At 71.9% G+C, this 19,563-nt stretch carries 22 protein-coding genes and 1 pseudogene; 13 read left to right on the top strand and 10 right to left on the bottom strand.

Annotated elements, in window-relative coordinates; all coding sequences use genetic code 11:
- Positions 1-148 precede the first annotated feature (148 nt).
- Positions 149-790: a uridine kinase gene (gene udk / locus AC1Q7O_RS00585; protein WP_492660209.1), complete on the top strand. Its 642-nt coding sequence runs from the start codon at positions 149-151 to the stop codon at positions 788-790.
- 121 nt (positions 791-911) lie between these two features.
- Here the strand turns inward: udk and AC1Q7O_RS00580 are convergent, their stop codons facing one another.
- Both AC1Q7O_RS00580 and AC1Q7O_RS00575 read right to left on the bottom strand, forming a co-directional pair.
- Positions 912-1,250, bottom strand: a complete 339-nt coding sequence (locus tag AC1Q7O_RS00580; protein WP_492660210.1) for a hypothetical protein — start codon at positions 1,248-1,250, stop codon at positions 912-914.
- A 95-nt stretch (positions 1,251-1,345) separates the two neighbouring features.
- Entirely contained in the window at positions 1,346-1,813 is a 468-nt protein-coding gene (locus tag AC1Q7O_RS00575) for a nuclear transport factor 2 family protein (protein WP_394512820.1), read from the bottom strand.
- A gap of 113 nt (positions 1,814-1,926) precedes the next feature.
- Here AC1Q7O_RS00575 and AC1Q7O_RS00570 point away from each other — a divergent pair, with 113 nt between their 5' ends.
- Positions 1,927-2,508, top strand: coding sequence for a TetR/AcrR family transcriptional regulator (locus tag AC1Q7O_RS00570; RefSeq protein WP_492660211.1), 582 nt, complete (start codon positions 1,927-1,929; stop codon positions 2,506-2,508).
- Between the two features lie 20 nt (positions 2,509-2,528).
- On the opposite strand, the gene AC1Q7O_RS00565 is transcribed toward AC1Q7O_RS00570, so the two are convergent.
- The gene (locus AC1Q7O_RS00565; RefSeq protein WP_492660212.1) at positions 2,529-2,765 is read right to left on the bottom strand and encodes a hypothetical protein; all 237 of its coding nucleotides are present in this window, start codon (positions 2,763-2,765) and stop codon (positions 2,529-2,531) included.
- Between the two features lie 253 nt (positions 2,766-3,018).
- Between AC1Q7O_RS00565 and msrP the strand changes: the two genes are divergently transcribed.
- The 10 genes and pseudogenes from msrP to AC1Q7O_RS00515 all read left to right on the top strand — a co-directional run bounded on the left by msrP (position 3,019) and on the right by AC1Q7O_RS00515 (position 11,033).
- Complete coding sequence (gene msrP / locus AC1Q7O_RS00560) at positions 3,019-3,987, top strand: protein-methionine-sulfoxide reductase catalytic subunit MsrP (protein WP_492660213.1); 969 nt, start codon at positions 3,019-3,021, stop codon at positions 3,985-3,987.
- A 4-nt stretch (positions 3,988-3,991) separates the two neighbouring features.
- Positions 3,992-4,615 carry a protein-methionine-sulfoxide reductase heme-binding subunit MsrQ gene (gene msrQ, locus AC1Q7O_RS00555; protein WP_492660214.1) on the top strand — a complete coding sequence of 208 codons (624 nt, stop codon included), beginning with the start codon at positions 3,992-3,994 and terminating at the stop codon, positions 4,613-4,615.
- Positions 4,616-4,675: 60 nt separating this feature from the next.
- The gene (locus tag AC1Q7O_RS00550; RefSeq protein WP_492660215.1) at positions 4,676-5,470 is read left to right on the top strand and encodes a MipA/OmpV family protein; all 795 of its coding nucleotides are present in this window, start codon (positions 4,676-4,678) and stop codon (positions 5,468-5,470) included.
- A gap of 80 nt (positions 5,471-5,550) precedes the next feature.
- Positions 5,551-6,105 (top strand): annotated as a pseudogene (locus AC1Q7O_RS00545) (FAD-dependent oxidoreductase); the annotation flags it as partial.
- 309 nt (positions 6,106-6,414) lie between these two features.
- Positions 6,415-6,813 carry a dihydroneopterin aldolase gene (locus tag AC1Q7O_RS00540; RefSeq protein WP_394513008.1) on the top strand — a complete coding sequence of 133 codons (399 nt, stop codon included), beginning with the start codon at positions 6,415-6,417 and terminating at the stop codon, positions 6,811-6,813.
- Positions 6,810-7,769, top strand: coding sequence for a tRNA 2-thiocytidine(32) synthetase TtcA (gene ttcA / locus AC1Q7O_RS00535; protein WP_492660317.1), 960 nt, complete (start codon positions 6,810-6,812; stop codon positions 7,767-7,769). The genes AC1Q7O_RS00540 and ttcA overlap by 4 nt, the downstream gene beginning before the upstream one ends.
- Positions 7,766-8,290, top strand: a complete 525-nt coding sequence (locus tag AC1Q7O_RS00530; RefSeq protein ID WP_492660216.1) for a hypothetical protein — start codon at positions 7,766-7,768, stop codon at positions 8,288-8,290. The genes ttcA and AC1Q7O_RS00530 overlap by 4 nt, the downstream gene beginning before the upstream one ends.
- Before the next feature lie 128 nt (positions 8,291-8,418).
- Positions 8,419-9,048 (top strand): DUF4136 domain-containing protein, encoded by a 630-nt coding sequence (locus AC1Q7O_RS00525; protein WP_492660217.1) that lies wholly within the window; start codon positions 8,419-8,421, stop codon positions 9,046-9,048.
- Between the two features lie 63 nt (positions 9,049-9,111).
- Complete coding sequence (gene glmU, locus AC1Q7O_RS00520; protein WP_492660218.1) at positions 9,112-10,491, top strand: bifunctional UDP-N-acetylglucosamine diphosphorylase/glucosamine-1-phosphate N-acetyltransferase GlmU; 1,380 nt, start codon at positions 9,112-9,114, stop codon at positions 10,489-10,491.
- Between the two features lie 113 nt (positions 10,492-10,604).
- Positions 10,605-11,033 carry a hypothetical protein gene (locus AC1Q7O_RS00515; RefSeq protein WP_492660219.1) on the top strand — a complete coding sequence of 143 codons (429 nt, stop codon included), beginning with the start codon at positions 10,605-10,607 and terminating at the stop codon, positions 11,031-11,033.
- Positions 11,034-11,095: 62 nt separating this feature from the next.
- On the opposite strand, the gene AC1Q7O_RS00510 is transcribed toward AC1Q7O_RS00515, so the two are convergent.
- The 5 genes from AC1Q7O_RS00510 to AC1Q7O_RS00490 form a co-directional block, all read right to left on the bottom strand.
- Positions 11,096-12,220, bottom strand: a complete 1,125-nt coding sequence (locus AC1Q7O_RS00510) for a BON domain-containing protein (RefSeq protein ID WP_492660220.1) — start codon at positions 12,218-12,220, stop codon at positions 11,096-11,098.
- Between the two features lie 144 nt (positions 12,221-12,364).
- A complete protein-coding gene (locus AC1Q7O_RS00505; protein ID WP_492660221.1) occupies positions 12,365-13,210 on the bottom strand; it encodes a phytanoyl-CoA dioxygenase family protein in 846 nt (281 codons plus the stop codon).
- Between the two features lie 38 nt (positions 13,211-13,248).
- Positions 13,249-13,920, bottom strand: coding sequence for a hypothetical protein (locus AC1Q7O_RS00500; RefSeq protein ID WP_492660222.1), 672 nt, complete (start codon positions 13,918-13,920; stop codon positions 13,249-13,251).
- Between the two features lie 364 nt (positions 13,921-14,284).
- Positions 14,285-14,983: a hypothetical protein gene (locus AC1Q7O_RS00495; RefSeq protein WP_492660223.1), complete on the bottom strand. Its 699-nt coding sequence runs from the start codon at positions 14,981-14,983 to the stop codon at positions 14,285-14,287.
- 127 nt (positions 14,984-15,110) lie between these two features.
- Positions 15,111-17,333: a penicillin-binding protein 1A gene (locus tag AC1Q7O_RS00490; RefSeq protein WP_492660224.1), complete on the bottom strand. Its 2,223-nt coding sequence runs from the start codon at positions 17,331-17,333 to the stop codon at positions 15,111-15,113.
- 181 nt (positions 17,334-17,514) lie between these two features.
- Between AC1Q7O_RS00490 and AC1Q7O_RS00485 the strand changes: the two genes are divergently transcribed.
- Positions 17,515-17,868 carry a hypothetical protein gene (locus AC1Q7O_RS00485; protein WP_492660225.1) on the top strand — a complete coding sequence of 118 codons (354 nt, stop codon included), beginning with the start codon at positions 17,515-17,517 and terminating at the stop codon, positions 17,866-17,868.
- Here the strand turns inward: AC1Q7O_RS00485 and AC1Q7O_RS00480 are convergent.
- The gene (locus tag AC1Q7O_RS00480) at positions 17,860-18,705 is read right to left on the bottom strand and encodes an amidohydrolase family protein (protein ID WP_492660226.1); all 846 of its coding nucleotides are present in this window, start codon (positions 18,703-18,705) and stop codon (positions 17,860-17,862) included. The genes AC1Q7O_RS00485 and AC1Q7O_RS00480 overlap by 9 nt on opposite strands.
- The gene (locus tag AC1Q7O_RS00475) at positions 18,702-19,547 is read right to left on the bottom strand and encodes a transposase (RefSeq protein WP_492660227.1); all 846 of its coding nucleotides are present in this window, start codon (positions 19,545-19,547) and stop codon (positions 18,702-18,704) included. The genes AC1Q7O_RS00480 and AC1Q7O_RS00475 overlap by 4 nt, the downstream gene beginning before the upstream one ends.
- Positions 19,548-19,563: the final 16 nt, after the last annotated feature.

Genomic DNA, 19,563 nt, shown 5'->3' with positions numbered 1-19,563 from the left:
TGAAGGGCCCCTCCGGGTCGGCAGCGCTCAACAACCCGCCTCGGTTCGAAGTTCGGCTTCCAGCCTCGTCAGCGCCCACCACCACCCCAGGCCTGCCCGCCAGCTCTTGTAAATTGGCAGGCCTTGCTCACACCCGCCCCACGCTCCCATGCCCAAAACCTCCCACAAGCCTTTCGTCATCGGTGTCGCAGGGGGCAGCGGCAGCGGCAAATCGACGGTGACGCGCCAGGTGTTGGCCGCCATCGGGACGGAGAACGTGGCGGTGGTGATGCAGGACGACTACTACCGCGACCAGTCCCACATGCCGCCGGAGGACAGGCGCAAGCAGAACTACGACCATCCCGATGCCTTTGACTGGCCACTGATGGCGCAGCACCTGGCCGCGCTGCGCAAGGGGGAGGCGATCGAGATGCCGGTGTATGACTTCGCGGCCGACAACCGGTCCAGCCAGACCATTGCCGTGAAGCCCGCACCCGTGATCGTGGTCGAAGGCCTGTTCGCGCTGTACGACACCAAGCTGCGCAACATGATGTCGCTGAAGATTTACGTGGACACGGCCTCGGACGTGCGCTTCATCCGGCGGCTGCAGCGCGACATCTCGGAGCGCGGCCGCAGCACCGAGTCGGTGGTGCAGCAGTACCTGGAGACCGTGCGCCCCATGCACAAGCAGTTCATCGAGCCGACCAAGCGCAATGCCGACGTGATCCTGCCGCACGGCGCCAACGGCCCGGCGGTGGACATCATCACCACGAAGGTGCGGAGCCTGCTGAGCAGCCACGTGCCTGGCTGAGCGCCGGCCCGCCAGTGCGGCCGTCGAACGGGCGTCGTCCGGGCGGCCCCCGCCGGCCCGGCGCCACGGGTCGCCCTCACGGCCCGCGTGCGGCGCCACCGCGGGGGCACGATGGCAAGCGTCAACCCCGGTCCGCGTGCGGCCGCTCGCCGCGAACCTGCGCGGTGCCGCCGGCTGGCTCGTCGGGGCCCGCCGTGGGCGCGGGCACGGCGTGGACGCAGTGCCAGGCGAAGTAGGCCGCCTTCGCCCGCGGCCGGCAGTAGCGCTGCCGCTTGAACATCAGGCGCACGCGCCCGGCCCAGGCGGCATCGATATCGACGGACATGACGTCGTCCAGGGTGCAGGCGGGATCGGGCAATGTGCGCGCCGCCTGCGCCACGAACTGACTCGGCACGCGGGCCAGGATGCCGTTGTCGGCGGCGCCCGGCGGCCGCTGAGGGAGGTGTTCAGGAACTTGCATGGGACGATGGTGCAGGCCGCCTGGCTCACCGCGTGAGCCCGTGACGAGCGGGCGTCGGGAGCCGGCGGCCGGGCAGGCGGCGCTGCCCATGTCGTTCAAAGGCCGAGTTCGGTCAGCCCGGGGTGGTCGTCCGGGCGGCGGCCCAGCGGCCAGTGGAACTTGCGGTCCTCGGCCTTGATCGGCCGGTCATTGATGCTCGCGTGGCGATGCGTCATCAGGCCCTGGTCGTCGAACTCCCAGTTCTCGTTGCCATGGCTGCGGAACCAGTTGCCGGCGTCGTCGTGCCATTCGTAGACGAAGCGCACGGCGATGCGATGGCCCTCGAAGGCCCACAGCTCCTTGATCAGGCGGTAGTCCAGCTCCCGCGCCCACTTGCGCTCCAGCAGCGCCTGCGCCTCGGCGCGCCCGCGCGGGAACTCCGCCCGGTTGCGCCAGACAGTGTCCGGGCTGTAGGCCAGCACGATGCGTGCGGGGTCGCGGCTGTTCCAGCCGTCTTCGGCCAGGCGGATCTTCTGGATCGCGGTTTCTCGGCTGAAGGGAGGCAGCGGGGGGCGGGTGTCCATGGCGGAGGCTTTCAGGAGGAGGTCATGAGGGGCCGCAGACCGGCGGCACGTAGACAGATCTGTCTACGTGCCGGATTGTGGCGCATGTAGACAGACCTGTCTATAGTCTCAACATGAGCACGCAAACCGGCACCGCCGACCTCCCGGCCCGAGAACGCATCCTGCGCACGGCGCATGACCTCTTCTACGCGGAGGGCCTGCGGGCCACCGGGATCGACCGCGTCATCGCCGAGGCGGGCGTGACCAAGGTGACCTTCTACCGGCACTTCCCGAGCAAGAACGACCTCATCCTGGCGTACCTGAACCTGCGCCACGCGCAGTGGATGGCGTGGTTCAACGCGGCGCTGGCGCGTCACGGCGGCGCTGCCGCGGGCGCGCAGGCGCTCGTGCCGGCGATGCAGGAATGGTTCAGCGGCCAGGCGCTGGGCGACTTCCGCGGCTGCGCCTTTCTCAACGGCGTCAGCGAGCTGGGGCCGGTGCTGCCGGCCGTCGTGGAGGTCACCCGCCAGCACAAGCAGGAAATGACCGATGCCCTGGCCGCCCTGCTGCCGCCGTCGGATCAGCGCCGGCAAACGGCCGAGGCCCTGGCCACCGCCGTCGACGGCGCCATCGTGCAGGCCCAGTACGGCAGCGATCCGGCCACCGCGCTGGGCTCACTGGCGCTCATCACCGCCCGGCTGACCGCCGCCGCCTGAACGCGGCCGGCGCGACAGCGCTAGAACGCGCCGTCCGCCGCGCGACGCAAGTCGGCCGCCATGCTCGGCATGGACGACTCCAGCTCCTGGGCCAGCCGGCGCAAGGCCATCGCCTCGCGCGCCAGCCGGGAGCGCTCGGCGTGCAGCGCGTGAACCTGACGCCAGGTGCGCATCAGGTCGATGACATCGCCCAGCCAGGTGGCCAGGCGCGGGGTGAAGGGCTGCGCGGGCACCAGCACTTCGACATACGTGGACATGAGGGTTCTCCTGTTTTTCCGCTGCGGGGCCTCTGGTGAAGGCCGTTTCAAGCAGCGATCCGAGTTTGAACCAAGGGTTAACCCTTGACCATGATGCAAATCAAGGGCGTGGCGCGCGCGGCTGGTCAACGGGCATGAAGCGTCCACCCACCCGGCCCTCGGCTTTACGCATGACCTCGGGCAGCCCGCACAGCGCCGGTGTAAGTTGCGCCGCCAGCCGGGCGACGCACACCCACCACCTGCCGAGAGTTCCATGCTGATCAAGACCCCCTTCCCCCACGAGCCCCTGCCCAGCGAGATCACGCCGCAGCAGGTCTACCTGAACCGCCGCAGCGCCATCGCCGGCCTGGGCGTGGCCGCCGCGTCGCCGCTGGCGCTGGCCCAGGGCGCCCCGGGTGGCGGCAAGCTGCCCAAGCTGCCCGGCGCGCGGTCGGCAGTGCCCGGCGCGATGGTGATCGACAAGCCCACCAGCTACGCCGACGCCACGTCCTACAACAATTTCTACGAGTTCGGCACCGACAAGTCCGACCCCGCCGAACGCGCCCACACGCTGAAGACGCGGCCCTGGACGGTCAGCGTGGAAGGCGAATGCGCCAAGCCCATGCGCCTGGACATCGAGACGCTGCTCAAGCTCGCACCGATGGAAGAGCGCATCTACCGGCTGCGCTGCGTGGAAGGCTGGAGCATGGTCATTCCCTGGGTCGGCTACTCGCTGGCCGAGGTGCTCAAGAAGGTGGAGCCCACGTCCAAGGCCAGGTACGTGGAGTTCACCAGCCTGGCAGACCGGTCGCAGATGCCCGGCGTGCGCTCGGGCGTGCTGGACTGGCCCTACGTCGAGGGCCTGCGCATCGACGAAGCCATGCACCCGCTGGCGATGCTGGTGTTCGGCATGTACGGCGAGGTGCTGCCCAACCAGAACGGCGCGCCGCTGCGGCTGGCGCTGCCCTGGAAGTACGGCTTCAAGTCGGCCAAGAGCATCGTCAAGATCCGCCTCGTCGAGAAGGAGCCCGTCTCCAGCTGGACCAAGGCCGCCCAGCAGGAGTACGGCTTCTATTCCAACGTGAACCCCAACGTGCCGCACCCGCGCTGGAGCCAGGCCGCCGAGCGCCGCATCGGCGAGGACGGCCTGTTCGCCAAGAAGCGGCCCACGCTGCTGTTCAACGGCTACGAGGCGCAGGTGGGCCAGCTCTACGCGGGCATGGACCTGAAGAGGAACTACTGAGCCGATGCGACGCGCACTGACGACGGCACTGCTCGGCCGTGCCGCCAAGCCGCTGCTGTTCCTGCTGTGCCTGGCTCCGCTGGCCGCGCTGGTCTATGGCGCGGTCAACAACCAGCTGGGCGCCAACCCGGCCGAGAAGCTGATCCGCGAACTGGGCGAGTGGACGCTGCGGCTGCTGTGGCTGACGCTGGCCATCACGCCGCTGCGCGAGCTGACCGGGCTGGCGGCGCTGGCGCGCTTTCGCCGCATGCTGGGCGTGTTCAGCTTCTTCTACGCGTCACTGCACCTGCTGGCCTATGGCTGGCTGGACCAGGGGCTGGACGTGGCCACCATCGCCGCCGACATCGCCAAGCGGCCCTTCATCCTGATGGGCTTCACGGCCTGGGCCCTGATGCTGCCGCTGGCCGCCACCAGCTTCAACCGCGCGATCAAGGCGCTCGGTGCGCCGCGCTGGCGGCTGCTGCACAAGGCGGTGTATGCGGTCAGCGTCATCGCGCTGCTGCACTTCATCTGGATGCGCGCCGGCAAGAACAACTTCGGCGAGCCGGCGGTCTACGGCGCCCTGCTCGCGCTGCTGCTGGGCTGGCGCCTTAAGTCTTTCTTCATGAAGCGACCAGGGAAGCTTTAGCCAGCGCCCGCAGCATGGGGGTCACCGGGATGCCTTCGCAGCCTGTTTGACGTCACACCCATGAAGTACCGCCTGCTGTTCTCCGCCCTGGCCCTGGCCGGCCTGTCCGTGAACGCGAGCGCCGCCGACGCGCCGCCCGCCAAGACCTCCACGCTGACCGTCGGTGCCGGCGTGGGCGTGTCGCCCCGCTTCGCCGGCTCCAAGGAAAACCAGGTGGGCCTGGCACCACTGCTGGACTACCAGCACGAGAGCGGCTTCTTCGCCAGCACGATGCGCGGCATCGGCTGGGGCAGCGAGGCGGACGGCATCAAGTTCAGCGCCGCCCTGGGCGCCCGCGGCGAGCGCAGCGACAAGAAGCGCAACGTGCTGGGCACGGGCGGCGGCAGCGACGAGCTGAAGGGCATGGGCAAGGTCAAGGCGTCGGCCGTGGGCCTGTTCAGCGCCGGCTTCAAGCTGGGCGACAGCGCCGAGCTGCGCGCCGCACTGGAGCTGCCGCTGACGCAGCGCGAGAACGGCCGCGCGCTGCACCTGGGCGCCGAAATGCCGCTGCTGCAGGGCAAGCAGGACTCGCTGTCGCTGAGCGCCAGTGCCAGCTACGGCGACGGCAAGTACCTGCGCACCTACTTCGGCGTCACGCCCACGCAGTCGGCCGCCTCCGGCTACGCGCTGTTCACGCCCAAGGCCGGCTTCTACAAGACCGAGCTGAACCTGGCCTGGACCCACCGCGTGGACGACCACTGGAGCGTGGTGACCACCGGCGGCGTCAGCCACCTGCTGGGCGATGCCGGCAAGAGCCCGCTGGCGCGCCGCAAGACGGCCCCGGAAGGCGCAGTCCTGCTCACGTACACCTACTGATCCGCGGCCCCCCGGCAAGGGGGTGAAGGCGCAGTTTGGGACAATGGCGGTCTTTGCCAGCCGCCACTGCTCCCCCGCCCATGCCCGACCACACCCTGCCGACCACCCGCGTCGACGTCGCCATCCTCGGCGGCGGCCCCGCCGGCTGCAGCGCCGCGTCCTGGCTGGGCCAGCTGGGGCTGACGGCGCTGCTCGTCGAGCGCGAGCCGCAGCTGTGTGCGGCGCTGTGGGGGCTGTCGTTCCGCCAGGACTGGGTGCTGGGCCAGCCGGCCAGCGCGCTGGCCGAGCTGGCGCAGCGCTACGCCAGCCAGGTGCAGGCCACGCCCGGCATCGCGCTGCGCCTCGCCACCACGGCCGAATCCGCCCGCCACGCCGCAGGCGCCTGGACGCTGCAGCTGGCCACCGGCGAGCATGTGCAGGCGCGGGCGCTACTGGTGGCCACCGGCCTGCGGCTGCTGCGGCCGGCGCGCTACTTCGGCGTGCCGCACCCGCGCGTGCTGGACGCCACCACGCTGACGGCCCGCCGCGACGCGCAGCCCGCCGGCCGCGTGCTGCTGCTGGGCGCTGGCGACAACGCAGCCGAGAACGCGCTGTTCCTGGCCGACCGCGGCTGCGACGTGACCGTGTGGGCCCGCGGCGACTGGCGCGCCCAGGCCCACCTCGTCGCCCGCGTGACGGCGCACCCGCGCATCCAGCTGCGCCTGGCCACGCCGCTGCCCGACGCGCTGCGGCCGGACGACACCGGTGTGACGGTGGGCGGCGAGCGCTTCGACGTCGTCGCCGCGCTGCTGGGCTTCGAGACCGAGCCCTCCGCCTTCCAGCTGCTCAGCGAGCACGACCGCCCGCACGCCTTCGTCGCCGGCGACGCCAGCGGCCGCTGGCACCCCTGCGTGCAGACGGCGCTGGCCGACGGCGTGCAGGCCGCCAAGCTCATCGAGCAGGCGCTGCGCCCGGAGGGCCCCACGGCCGCGCCGCAGCGCTTCAACAACCGCCAGGTCATCCACCTGCAGGGGCTGCGCTTCGCGGCCAACCTGGGCATCCTCGACTTCGAGCGCACCGGCCCGCAGCCCATCCAGGTGGACGCCGAGGTCAACCTCGGCGCGCTGCCCATCGTCGCGCGCGACGCCGACATCGGCCGCGTGCTCGACTACCGCCGCATCCGCGCGGCCATCATCGACGAATGCACCACCGAGCACACCGACCTCGTCGAGGCGCTGGTGGGCAAGCTCAGCAACCGCCTGATGAGCCTGGCCGGCGTCGTCGGCGTGCGCGTGAAGCTGACCAAGCTCGAAATCTTCCCGGACTGCGAAGTCGCCGTCAGCGCCGAAACCGGCCAATGGTGACCATCCCCACGAACTCCCCGACCGCCATGAACACCGACGTCATCGACCACGCCCCGGCCGCCTCCGCCGAAGACATCGCCGCCAAGAAGGCCGCGCACGAGATCAACAAGCTGTCCAAGCGCCTGCACCGCCAGGTGGGCCAGGCCATCACCGACTTCAACATGATCGAAGACGGCGACAAGGTCATGGTCTGCCTGTCCGGTGGCAAGGACAGCTACGCGATGCTGGACATCCTGCTGAACCTGCAGCAGCGCGCACCCATCAAGTTCAGCCTCATCGCCGTCAACCTCGACCAGAAGCAGCCCGGCTTTCCGGAAGAAGTGCTGCCCGCGTACCTCAAGAGCCGCGGCGTCGACTTCCACATCGAGAACCAGGACACGTACTCCATCGTCAAGAAGCTGGTGCCCGAGGGCAAGACGACGTGCAGCCTGTGCTCGCGCCTGCGCCGCGGCATCCTGTACCGCGTGGCCGGCGACCTGGGCTGCACCAAGATCGCGCTGGGCCACCACCGCGACGACATCGTCACGACGCTGTTCCTGAACATGTTCTTCGGCAGCCGCATGAAGGGCATGCCGCCCAAGCTCGTCAGCGACGACGGCAAGAACGTCGTCATCCGCCCGCTGGCCTACGTGAAGGAGCCCGACCTCGTGCGCTGGGCCGAGCACCGCGAGTTCCCCATCATTCCGTGCAACCTGTGCGGCAGCCAGGAGAACCTGCAGCGCGTGCAGGTCAAGGCCATGATCAACGAGTGGGAGAAGCGCTACCCGGGCCGCATCGACAACATCTTCACCGCCATGACCAACATCGTGCCCTCGCACATGATGGACAAGAAGCTGTTCCCGTTCGAGACCATCAAGGCGACAGGCGTTGCCGATGCCGGCGGCGACATCGCGTTCGACGATGACGAGAGCTGCGCCCCGCCCGTGCAGAGCGTCGGCATCACCATCGTCAAGTGACGCGCCGGCTCTGCGCATGGGCCGGCGCCGCCGGGCTGGCACTGCTGGCCGGCTGCGCCACCCGCTACGCCGAGCCGCCGCCGAGCGCGCCGGCCGCCACGCTGACCATCGCGCACCAGGGCAAGGACTTTCCGTCCTGGACCACCGTCAGCGTCTTCGACAACGGCGGCTGCCAGGCCTCGCCGGCGTCCGGGCGCATTGGCACCGTGGGCAAGGCTTACGACTTGTCCGAGACCCCCAAGTCCACCCGGGTGCGCGCCCGCCAGCCGCTGCACGTGGCCGTGCAGGGCACGTCATCCAGCGCCGTGTCGGTGACCGGCGTGAACGGCCCGTTGACCCGCTACACCTGCACCAGCCTCGTCAGCTTCACGCCCGAGGCGGGCCGGGCCTACACCGTGTCCCAGCGCGTCTACGCGCCGGGCCGCTGCAAGGCCGTCGTCACGGACGACGCGACGCAAGCCCCGCCCCCCGACCTCGTGCAGCCGCCCACGCCGGCCGCCTGCGAATCGAACGGGCCGTGACCGCCCCTGGGGGCGTCGGGCGCCAGCGTTTTTGTGCCGCCACCGGCTGACATCTGGTTGCGTCCGGACACAGTGCGGCAAACTGCCCGCCTGAAGATCGTCCGTACAGCCCAACCCTGGAGGCTCGCATGTTCACACCCACCCGCCGGCTGGTGCTCACCAGCCTGAGCGCCGCGGCCCTGCTGGCCGTCACCGGCTGCGCCGGCCCGTACACCGTGTCCGCCGACGTGTCCAGTTATGGCAACTGGCCTGCCGACCGCAAGCCCGGCACCTACGCCTTCGACCGCCTGCCCTCGCAGCAGCAGAACGAGGAAGCCGCCAAGCGCCAGACCGCGCTGGAAGACGCCGTGCGCCCGGCGCTGGAGAAGGCCGGTTTCACACCGGCCGCCGACGCCAAGACCGCCGACGTGCTCGTCACGCTGGGCGCCCGCGTGACCGCCTACGACCCCGTGCCCTGGGACGACCCGCTGTGGTGGCGCTGGCGCGGCCGGCTGATGATCTCGCCGCGCTACGGCTACGTGGGCCCCGGCCCCTGGGGCTGGCGCCAGGACCCGTTCTTCGACCGCCGCTACGACCGCGCCGTGGCCGTGCTGCTGCGCGACCGCGCCAGCGGCGAGGCGCTGTACGAGGCGCATGCCAGCAACGAGGGCCTCTCCGCCGGCGACGGGCTGCTGGGGCCGCTGTTCTCCGCGTCGCTGGCCGAGTTCCCCAAGGTCGACCCGAAGTCGCACCGCATCTCCGTACAGGCATCGCGCTGAGCACGGCCGGGCGGCCGGCCTGCCCATAATCGCGGCTTCGCAAAAAGAAGTCGCAAGGCAGGCATGGCGCTCAACATCGTGATCATGGCGGCGGGCAAGGGCACCCGCATGAAGTCCGCAACGCCCAAGGTGTTGCACAAGCTCGCGGGCCGCTCGCTGCTGGCGCATGTGCTCGGCAGCGGCGAGCCGCTGGCCGCCGACGCGCGCATCGTCATCACGGGCCATGGCGCCGAGCAGGTCGAAGCAGCCGTGCAGGCGCCCGGCATCACCTTCGTGCGCCAGATGCCGCAGCTGGGCACCGGCCACGCCATCCAGCAGGTCGTGCCGGCCCTGGTGGGCGACGGCACGACGCTGATCCTCAACGGCGACGTGCCCCTCATCGAGACAGCCACCGCCAAGGCGCTCATCGACGCCTGTGCCGGCCACGCGCTCGTGCTGCTGACGGTGGACCTGTTCGACCCCACCGGCTACGGCCGCATCATCCGCAACAAGGACGACGGCGGCGTGCTGGCCATCGTCGAGCACAAGGACGCCACGCCCGAGCAGCGCCTCATCCACGAGGGCTACAGCGGCATGATGGCCGCCCCCACGGCCGCGCTGAAGCGCTGGGTGGGCCAGCTCAGCAACAACAACGCCCAGGGCGAGTACTACCTGACCGACATCGTCGCGATGGCCGTCGCGGAAGGCCTGCCGGTGCTGGGCATCAAGGCCGGCAGCGAGACCGAGGTGCTGGGCGTCAACGACCCGGTGCAGCTCGCGCAGCTGGAGCGCGCCTTCCAGGCCCAGCAGGCCGAGGACCTGATGCGCGCCGGCGTGCGCCTGGCCGACCCCGCCCGCTTCGACCTGCGCGGCACGCTGACGCACGGCCAGGACTGCGAGATCGACGTCAACTGCGTGTTCGAAGGCGACGTGCAGCTGGGCGACAACGTGCGCATCGGCGCCAACTGCGTCATCCGCAACGTCAGCATCGCGTCCGGCGCCCGCATCCATGAGTTCACGCACATCGACGGCGAGAAGCTGGGCGCCAGCGTCGGCGCCGGCGCGCTGATCGGCCCGTTCGCCCGCCTGCGCCCCGGCGCGCAGCTGGGCGCCGAGGTGCACATCGGCAACTTCGTCGAGGTCAAGAACGCGACGCTGGCCGACGGCGCCAAGGCCAACCACCTGGCCTACCTGGGCGACGCCACCGTGGGCGAGCGCGTCAACTTCGGCGCCGGCTCCATCACGGCCAACTACGACGGCGCCAACAAGCACCGCACCACCATCGCCGCCGACGTGCACGTGGGCTCCAACTGCGTGCTGGTGGCCCCGGTGACGCTGGGCGCGGGCGCCACCATCGGCGGCGGCTCAACGATCACCAAGGACGTCAACCCGGGCGACCTCGCTGTGGCTCGCGGCAAACAGGTGGCCATTTCCGGCTGGACGCGTCCGGCGAAGAAGCGCTGAATAGTGACTTAGTTCCGCGGATCGTGCCGCGGCGCCCGGGATGAGGGGGCACCCCCTCGCCCCCGGCGCCGTTAGCATGACACCCGTTCTTCGACCGAACCGCCGACCCCACCATGGCCAACGAACTCGATCTCGCCGCGTTCTCGCTTGACGATGCCGTCCCGGCCGACCTGGGCGCGTTCGACGCGCTGCAGTCGCAGCACGAGCGCGAGGAAGCCGACGCCCGCAACCGCGCCCTGGAACTCAAGGCCCAGGCCTGCGACAACGCCGCCGAGGCCTGCTACTACCTGGCCCGCAGCCTGGGCGCCGCGCGCGACCTGCCGCAGGACGGCGAAGCCAGCCTGGAACTGCTGTTCCAGCTCATCGGTGCGCTGGCCGACCTGCCCACCGACATCGCCACCGCGCCGCTGCCCGAGGTCGTCGGCGGCCGCGACGACGGCATCACCGAGCTGTGCCTGCAGCTGGAAGCCGCCCGCGACGTGACGGAAGAAGCGCTGATCGACGCCGAACTGGCGCCGGCCCGCCACGCGTTCTGCCACTGAACCGGCCCTGCCCATGAAAGAGGCGCCCCGCGGGGCGCCTTTTTTGCGTCAGGCCTGCGCGCTCAGAGCGTGCTGGTGGGGGCCTGGCCCACCACGGTGGCCGGCGGCAGCGTGAGGCGGTTGTCCACCGCCTTCACGCCCACGGCGCTGGCGGCCACGACCGTCGCACGCTCACGGGTGGGCGCGTCGGGCGCCTGGCCTTCCAGCTTCACGACGCCATGGTCGGTGCTGACGGCGATGGGCACGGCGGCCAGCGTCGCGTCGGCCAGCAGCGCGCTGCGCACCTTCAACGTGATACCACTGTCCTCCGCTGCCGGCAGCGCAGCCTGGGCAGGCAGCGCCGTGCCGGGCGCGGCGGCGACCGGAGCGGCCGTGTCAGGCGCCGGCGTGGCCTGCGGCACCGCCTGGGGCGTGGCCACCGCGACCGGGCCGGCGGCCGTGGGCGGCAGGTTGATCGGCGCGCTGCCCTGCGGCAGCGTGTCGACCGGCGCCGCGGCGACCGGCGCGACTGGTGTGACCGGCTGGAGGTACGGCGTGGGCGCCGGCGCCGTGTCACGCGGGTTGGCGCGCAACACCATGTCAGAGCGAGGCGCAGGCACATCGGCCTTGGCCACTGCGGTGGGGCGAGGCTCCGCGGCAGGCTTGACCGTCGTCACCGGCGGGCCCAGGCGGGCGGGCTCGGCGGCGGGCGCGGGCTCCGGCAGCGCCCCCGGCGGGGTGAGCGTGGCGGCGGCGCTGTCGTCACGGTCCGCGGCCGGCGCGGGTTCGGGCGTGGCCGCGGCCACCTGCGTCGCGGGCTCGACGCTGCCAGTCACCAGGGCCGGCGGCGTGGTCGGCTCGACGTGCGAGCGGTTCACTGCCCACATGGCCACACCGGCGATGACGATGGCGCCGGCCGCGGCGGGCACCACCCAGCTCGACGAGTTCTGGCGCTGCGGCGGCAGCGCGGCGGTGCGAGCGCCCGTCGCGGTGGGCGCGGGGTCGATGCGCGGCGACGCGGTCGGCGCTTGCAGGCGCGTGGTGTCGGCGGCCGGCGGGCCGTCATGCAGCGGTGCGGTGATCGAGATCTTGGCGCCGGCGCCGCGGCGGGAGCCCGCCGGGCCCAGGGGGTTGGACCTCTTGGGCGCATCGGTGGCTTCGATGTGGTTGGCCCAGCCGTCGGCGTGCATCGATTTCGGGAATTTCATGTTGCCTCCTGTCGTCGGGATCGACGTTGCGGTGAGGACAACTTTGAGGTGACCCGGGCGGGCGACCTGCCGGCGCAAGGCCCCTCGTCTTGTAGGACAAGAGACCGGGGGCGTGACCAGTTGTGAGCGCGGTGAGCAGACGGGCTAGAAGCCGCGAACCGGCAACGTCTCGTCACGCTGCAGCCAGTTGCGCGGCGAGTAGCGGCTGGCGCCATCGGTCACGTGCAGCGTGTACGCATGGCGCGACCGGGCGGAGCGGTTGGCGGCCGAGTAGTGCGGCAGCAGGCCGTGGAAGACGACCAGCGAGCCGGCCTCCACCTCCAGCGGGATGGCCTGCGCGGAGTCCGCCGCGGGCCAGGGCGTGGCGTCGATCTGCTCCATCCACGCCTTGCGGCCTTCACGCACGAAGCGCTCGCGCAGCACGCCGCGCGGGCCGCGGTGGCCGCCGGGTTCCGTCCACAGGCAGCCGTTCTGCAGCGTGGCGTCTTCCAGCGCGAACCAGAACGTCGTCACGGTGACGGGGTCGCTTTCGAAGAAGCTGGCGTCCTGGTGCCAGCGCACCTCGCCGCCGATGCCGGGCTGCTTGAAGATGAACATGCTCTGCCAGACCTGCGGCCGGGCCAGCCCCAGCGCCGCGGCCACGCCGCGCAGCGCGTCGCCCTTGGAGAACGCGCTGAACACCGGGTCCAGGTCGTGCATCGCATGGCCGATCTTGTTGATGGCCAGTTCCTTGGGCACGCGCAGCCGGCCCTGCTCGTCGAAGGCCTCTTCCTCGAAGAAGCAGCGCACCTGGTCGCCGCTGTCGAGGAAGTAGTCGTCGACGTGGCGCTGCTGCTCCTCGGTCGTGAACACGGGGCGCTGCTCGCCGGGGTCGAAGGCGTCGACGATCTGCAGCGCACGCTGGCGCAGCGCGGCGATGTCGGCGGCAGACTTGAAGCCCGGGATGACGAGATAGCCTTGTTCGGCGTAGCGGGTGGCGTCGACGGTCATGGCTCGATTGTGGGCCCGGGCCACGGCCGCCATGCCGCTCAGGCCGGCTCCCACACCAGTGCGAGCGCGAGTGCGGCCTCGGTGACGGCCTGGCCCAGCGGCGTCGCCGGGTCGGGGCGGCGCAGGCGCGGCACGCCGCGGCTCAGGTCCACGCTGCCAACGACGCGCTCGCCCAGCAGCAGCTCGTAGCCCACCGGCGCCGCCGTCGCGAAGGCGCTGCCTTCCAGCTGGTGCACGGAGCGCAGGCCCAGCGTGAGGTCGCCGCGCTGGTAGCGGCCCTCGCGCGTCTGCTGGCCCCACTGCACGCGGCCTTCGCCGATGTGCAGCGTCGCGTCCGACGCGCCGCGCCAGCGGCAGTTCAGCGTCCAGGGCTTGGTGGCCAGCGCCAGCACGCCGGCCGTCACCTCGGTCTGACGGGCCGTGCAGTCGGCCTCGCGGTCACCGGTCGGGCCGGCCCAGGTGTAGCGCAGCGGCGCACGGCCGGTGGCCAGCGTGTCGAACAGCGACAGCCGGTCCGCGCCACGCTCGTAGCGCACGCGCTGGCCGGCCAGCGCGAACTCGCCGCTGCGCCCCCAGCCCGGCTTGCCGAACGACTCCTCCTGCACCGCCGCCAGCGACGCGGGCTGCGCCATGCGCGCCTCGCGCACCACGCCGCAGCCGGCCAGCAGCACCACGCCCACCGCGGCCATCGCCGCCCTCGTCTTCCACATCACCGGTCCTTCACGTCACAGGGAAGGCCGGACTCCAGGGAGGGTCTGCACAGCCCCTGCGGGCCGCGGCGAGGTCTTTGCCGGATGCGGGGCAAGGCGCTGACCGCCGCCCAGGCTCGTGCCTGGGCAAGGTTCGCAACGCCGCCCCGCGCCGGCAAAGCCACGCCCCTGCGGGTTTGCGACAGCACCGGCCCGCGCGGGTGTTGCGCCGCTCGCTGGGGCGGCCAGCCCCAGCTTCGCGACGCGCCTACTCGCGGGCCGGTGCTGTCGCAAACGCGGCCCACAGGGGCTGTGCAGCCCCTCCCTCGGCATCGCGCCGGCCCCTGCCGGTCCTCACCCGTGACGGGCGTCATGCCCGTCGCGGTCAGCGCGTGCCGGCGGGCTCCGAGACCAGCGCCAGCGCGAGCGCAGCTTCCGTGACTGCGCGGCCCAGCGGCGTGGCCGGGTCGGGCCGGCGCAGCCGCGGCACGGGACCGCTGAGGTCCAGGCTGCCCACCACGGTGCCCTGGTGCAGCATCTCGTAGCCGACGGCCGCGGTCTGCGGCTGCGGGCTGCCGTCCAGCAGATGCGCCGAGCGCAGGCCCACGGTCAGCTCGCCACGGCGGTAGGCGCCTTCGCGGCTGAGCTTGCCCCGGCGCATCTGGCCCTCGCCGATCTGCAGCATGGCCGCGGGCCCCGCGCCCCATTTGCAGCTCAACACCCAGGGCTTGCTGTCGGTCAGGCGGCCGTTGGCGCTCTGCTCGGGCGTCCAGCCCTCGCAGCTCACCACCACGTCGCCGGCGCTGAAGCTCAGCGGCGCACGCACGCCGGCGGGCAGCGGGTCGAACAGCGACAGCCGCTCGGCCCCGCGCTCGTAGCGCACGCGCTGGCCGCTGAGCATGAACTCGCCCTGCCGGCCCCAGCCGGCCTTGCCGAAGCTCTCCTGCGCCACGCCCGCCACCGACGGCGCCTGGGCCATGCTGCCCTGCACCGGCGGGCGCCCCGGCCGCCCGTCCTGCACGGCGGCACAGCCGGCAAACAGCAGCAGGGTCGACGCGGAAAGGGCAGGCAGGACGTGGCGCATGGGCGATCGGGTCTGTGGCAGCGGAGGCACCCACTCTAGGGCCGGGCCTCCCGGACAGCTGTTACCCCACGTTGCTTGCGTAAGTCGCCACACCGGTCGCCGCCGGCGCCAGTGGGCAGCGGCGCGCTCAGGGAGTCGGGGGCGGCACGTCCGACGCCGCCTCCTGCGGCGCCGACGCGGCCACGCCGATGCGGGCGATGGCCAGGTCGCCGGCGAACTCGCTGTAGAACCAGTCGTCGCCCACCTTCACGAGCCCGCCGTCCTCGGGCGGCGCCAGCAGCGTGTTGGGCTGGCCCTTGAGCGCCACGGCCATCGTCGCGGCCCAGACCGGCAGCGCCAGCCCGCCGCCGCTCTCGCGCTCGCCCAGCGACTTCGGCTTGGGGTAGCCGATCCACACCGCGCCGGCCCGCGCGGCCTGGAAGCCGCAGAACCAGGCGTCGACGGCGTCGTTGGTGGTGCCGGTCTTGCCGTACAGGTCCCAGCGGCCCAGCATCGCGCTGGCGCGCGCACCGGTGCCCTCACGCGTGACGGCGGCGAGCAGCTGCGACGTCATGAACGCGTTGCGCGCGCTGACGGCCGTGCGCGGCTTGGGCGGGTCGGCCTGCCAGATGGTCTCGCCCTGCGCGTCCTGCACCTTCTGGATCAGCCAGCCGGTGGGCAGCTGGCCGGCGTTGGCGAAGGCGCCGTAGGCCTGGGCCATCTGCAGCGGCGTGACGTCGCCGGTGCCCAGCGCGATGGTCAGGTTCAGCGGCTGGCGCTCTTCGTCCAGCCCGAACTTGGCCGCCCAGCCACGCACCCGCTGCGGGCCCAGCGCCTGGGCGACGCGGATGGTCACCATGTTCTTGGACCGCGCCAGGCCTTCGCGCAGCGTCAGCGCCTCCTCGTACTGGCCGTCGTAGTTGCGCGGCGACCAGTCGCCCTGCACGAAGGGCTCGTCGCTGACCAGCGTGCCGGCCCAGCCGCCCTGCTCGATGAGGGCCGAGTAGACGAAGGGCTTGAACGCCGAGCCCGGCTGACGCCAGGCCTGCGTAGCGGAGTTGAACTGGTTGCGCGTGAAGTCGAAACCGCCCACCAGCGCGCGGATGGCACCGGTGGCCGGGTCCAGCGTGACGACGGCGCCCTCGGCCTGCGGCGTCTGGCTGAGCTGCCACTGCTTGTTGGACTCCAGCACGCGCACGACGGCACCGCGCTTGGCGCCCTGCAGCGACCGCAGCGCCGCGCCCTTCAGCGTGATGCGCTCGCCGTCGGCCAGCACCAGCGTGGCGGCGCCCTTGTCCTGCGACAGCAGCACGGCGGTGCGCAGCTCACCCAGGTCGGGGTTGGCGTCGAACGCGGCGTCCAGCGCATCGTCCAGGCCGTCCCCCTCGGGCAGCGGCACGGTCGCCTCCGGGCCGCGGAAGGGCTGGCGGCGCTCCAGCTCGAACAGCGCATGCCGCAGCGCCTGCTGGGCCGCGGCCTGTTCGGCGTACAGCAGCGTCGTCGTCACGGTGAGGCCGCGCGTGTAGGCGTCCTCGCCGTAGCGGGCCACGATCTCGGCGCGCACCTGCTCGGCGGCATGGTCGGCCACGCCGGCCAGGCGCTTGGGGCGCTGGATGGCCAGCGGCTGCTCGCGCGCGGCCCTGGCCTGCTCGGCCGTGATGAGGCCCACGCTGGCCAGCCGCTCCAGCACGACGGCCTGGCGGCGCCGCGCACGCTCGGGGTAGACCGCCGGGTTCAGGCCGTTGGGGTTCTTGGGCAGGCCGATCAGCAGCGCCACCTCGGCGGTGGAGAGCTTGTCCAGCGTCTTGCCGTAGTAGCGCTCGGCCGCCGCGGCAAAGCCGTAGGCGCGGTTGCCGAGGTAGATCTGGTTCATGTAGATCTCAAGGATCTGCTGCTTGCTCAGCGCATGCTCGATCTTGATGGCCAGCAGCGCCTCGACGATCTTGCGCGTCCAGCGCTGCTCCTTGCTGAGGTAGGTGTCGCGCGCCAGCTGCTGCGTGATGGTGGACGCGCCGTGCAGCGGGCCGCTGTGCGTGAGGTTGCGGAAGAACGCCCGCACGATGCCGCCGAAGTCGATGCCCGAGTGCGTCCAGAAGTCGCTGTCCTCCACGGCCAGCAGCGCGTCCTGCATGGGCTTGGGGATGTCCTTCAGCGGTACGAAGCGGCGCCGCTCGGCACCGAACTCGCCGATGAGCTGGCCGTCGGCACTGAGCACGCGCAGCGGCTGGTGGGGCTGGTAGTCGGTCAGCGTGTCCAGCGCGGGCAGTTGCACCCAGATGAAGGCCGCGACGATGGCACCCAGCAGCACGGCCGCCACGGGGATGCCGACGAGCGCACTCAACCAGGGGCGTTGGACGAAGAACTTGAGCATGGCCCGCATCGTAGGCGCTGCACGCGGCCCGCCGCGCCCATGAGGAAAGTCAGGGGCGCGGCGCCGGCGTCGGGCGCGGCCTGCAGTTCGACGCCTCCATCCTGCGCTTCGTCCGACGGCGGCAGACAGGCACGGCGGCGATGTCTAACTTTGCGGCATCACGTCCTGCCAAGGAGATCCCATGAAAGTCATCCTGCCTCTGCTGACTCTGGCGCTGGCCGCCGCGCCGGCCTTCGCCACCCCCGCGCCCGCCGCCAACTGCCCCGCCGCGGGCGACCAGCTGGCCGATGCGCTGGACGCCGCCAAGCGCCGCGTGGGCCGCGACGCCGAGGTGCGCGTGCTGTTCGAGGTGGGCGCCGACGGCCGCGCCAGGCTGGTGAACCTGCAGGGCTCGCGCCAGTACCAGACGCCCGTGCGCCTGGCCGTCGGCGATCTGCAATGCCAGGCCGGCACGCCGCAGCAGTACGTGCTGGACATCCGTTTCGCCGAACCTGCCCGCGGGCTATCGACCCGCTGGGCCAGCGCGTCACGCTGACGGCCCGGCCGCCTTGAGCTGGAAGAGCGCCGCCGCGTTGCCCCACGCGATGCGCTGCGCGACCTCGCCCGGCAACTGGCCCAGCCAGCCGCGGTAGTCGGCGAACAAGGCCTCGTAGTGCTGCCAGCGCTGCGTGACCCAGGTGTCGGAGCCGATCAGGAAGCGGTGGGCGTGGTCCGTCAGCAGCACCCGCCACTCGGGCGTGAGCCGCCCGTCGGCGGTGACACCGGGCCGGTACGACAGTTCGCCGCGCAGGCCGGCGTGCCGCCCCAGCAGCTCGCGCACGCGCGCCACCGGCTCGCCGGCGATGCCCGTGTGCGCCCAGATCAGCGACGCGCCGGGCGCGTGGCCCAGCAGCTTGTCCACGGCCGCGGCGTCCACATGCGCCAGCACGGTGAGGCCGCGCTCGCGCGCCAGCTGCATCAGCGCCACCGCCGTGGGGCCGTCGGCGTTGGCGCTGTCGTAGAGGTGGAACTCGCCCAGGCCGCGGAACGGCCCCGCCGGGCTGCCCTGGGCCAGCATCTCCAGCACCATGCGGCGGATGCTGTCGTCGGCGAACCAGCCGCTGTAGTCGGCCCGGTTGCGGTACAGCCGCACGAACGGCACCCACTGCGCGCCGGGCTCGGCCACCAGCCGCAGCGTGCCGTCGTTGGGCCGGCTGTTGACCAGCGCGCCGCGCACGCCCGCGCGGGCCAGGCGCGCCAGCACGTCGGCCGGCGGGTGGGGCTGCTGCGCGTCGTCGTTGTAGTGCAGGTGGGCGTCGAACAGCGGGCCGGCGTAGTCCGCCGCGCGAGCGGCCAGCGGCAGGCCGGCCAGCAGCAGCGCGCGGCGCTTCAAACCGCTCTTTCCGCTGCGGCGATCAGGCGGCTGATGCGGGACACCGACAGGCCCTGCTGCGCCGCCAGGTCCGTCATCGCGACGCCGCCCTCGGTATGCGCCAGCCACAGCGCCTGCTCGCGGATGCCGCCGGCGCGCCGCAGCCACTCGGCCCAGGGCGTGCGCGCCACGCGCCTGGGCGCCACCGCGGCGGCGCGCATGCGGCGGGCGAAGTCGGCGTCGCCCAGGAAGATCTGCTCGCGCAGCCGGCCCGGCCACAGCTGCAGACCGGGGTCGGACGCCACCAGCCGCGCATAGCGGTCGCCCGCCAGCCGGTGCTGCGCCGCCGTGACGGCCTGCTTGTTCAGCAGGTGGCTGTGCAGGCCGTCGACGTCCAGCCAGTCAGGTGCCGCCTCCAGCCCAGCCAGCGCGCGGAAGCTGGAGCCGGCCCATTCGGCCGCACCGTGCGACAGCCCCTCGCGCACCGGGTTCAGGTCCACCCAGCGGCAGGCGTCCAGCAGGTGCTTCTCGCGGTCTACCAGCACGGCATGGAAGCGCCCCTGGAACAGCGGCCCACCGAAGCCGTGGCGGCGCTGGCGGTGCTGGGTGTAGACGCCGTTGACGTGGCGCATCAGTGCCGACAGGTTGGCCCGGCGCGTGAACAGCAGCAGGTCGTAGTGGTCGGGCATCAGCGCATAGGCCAGCGCGACGGCGTCGAAGCGGTGCAGCGCCTGGGCCAGCAGCGCGCGCATCTCGCTGCGGTCCGCGTCGTCGGCAAAAGCGGGCCGGCCGCTCTCGGACGGGCAGTGGGCGCCGATCAGGTAGACCGCGCCGGCAATCTCGAGTCGAGCGGGCCGGGCCATGCGCCACATTAAATGT

This window comes from Roseateles sp. GW823-FHT07B05, assembly GCF_058794515.1.
The sequence above is the reverse complement of the archived record's forward strand: the minus strand, read 5'-3'. Positions and strand labels throughout refer to the sequence as shown.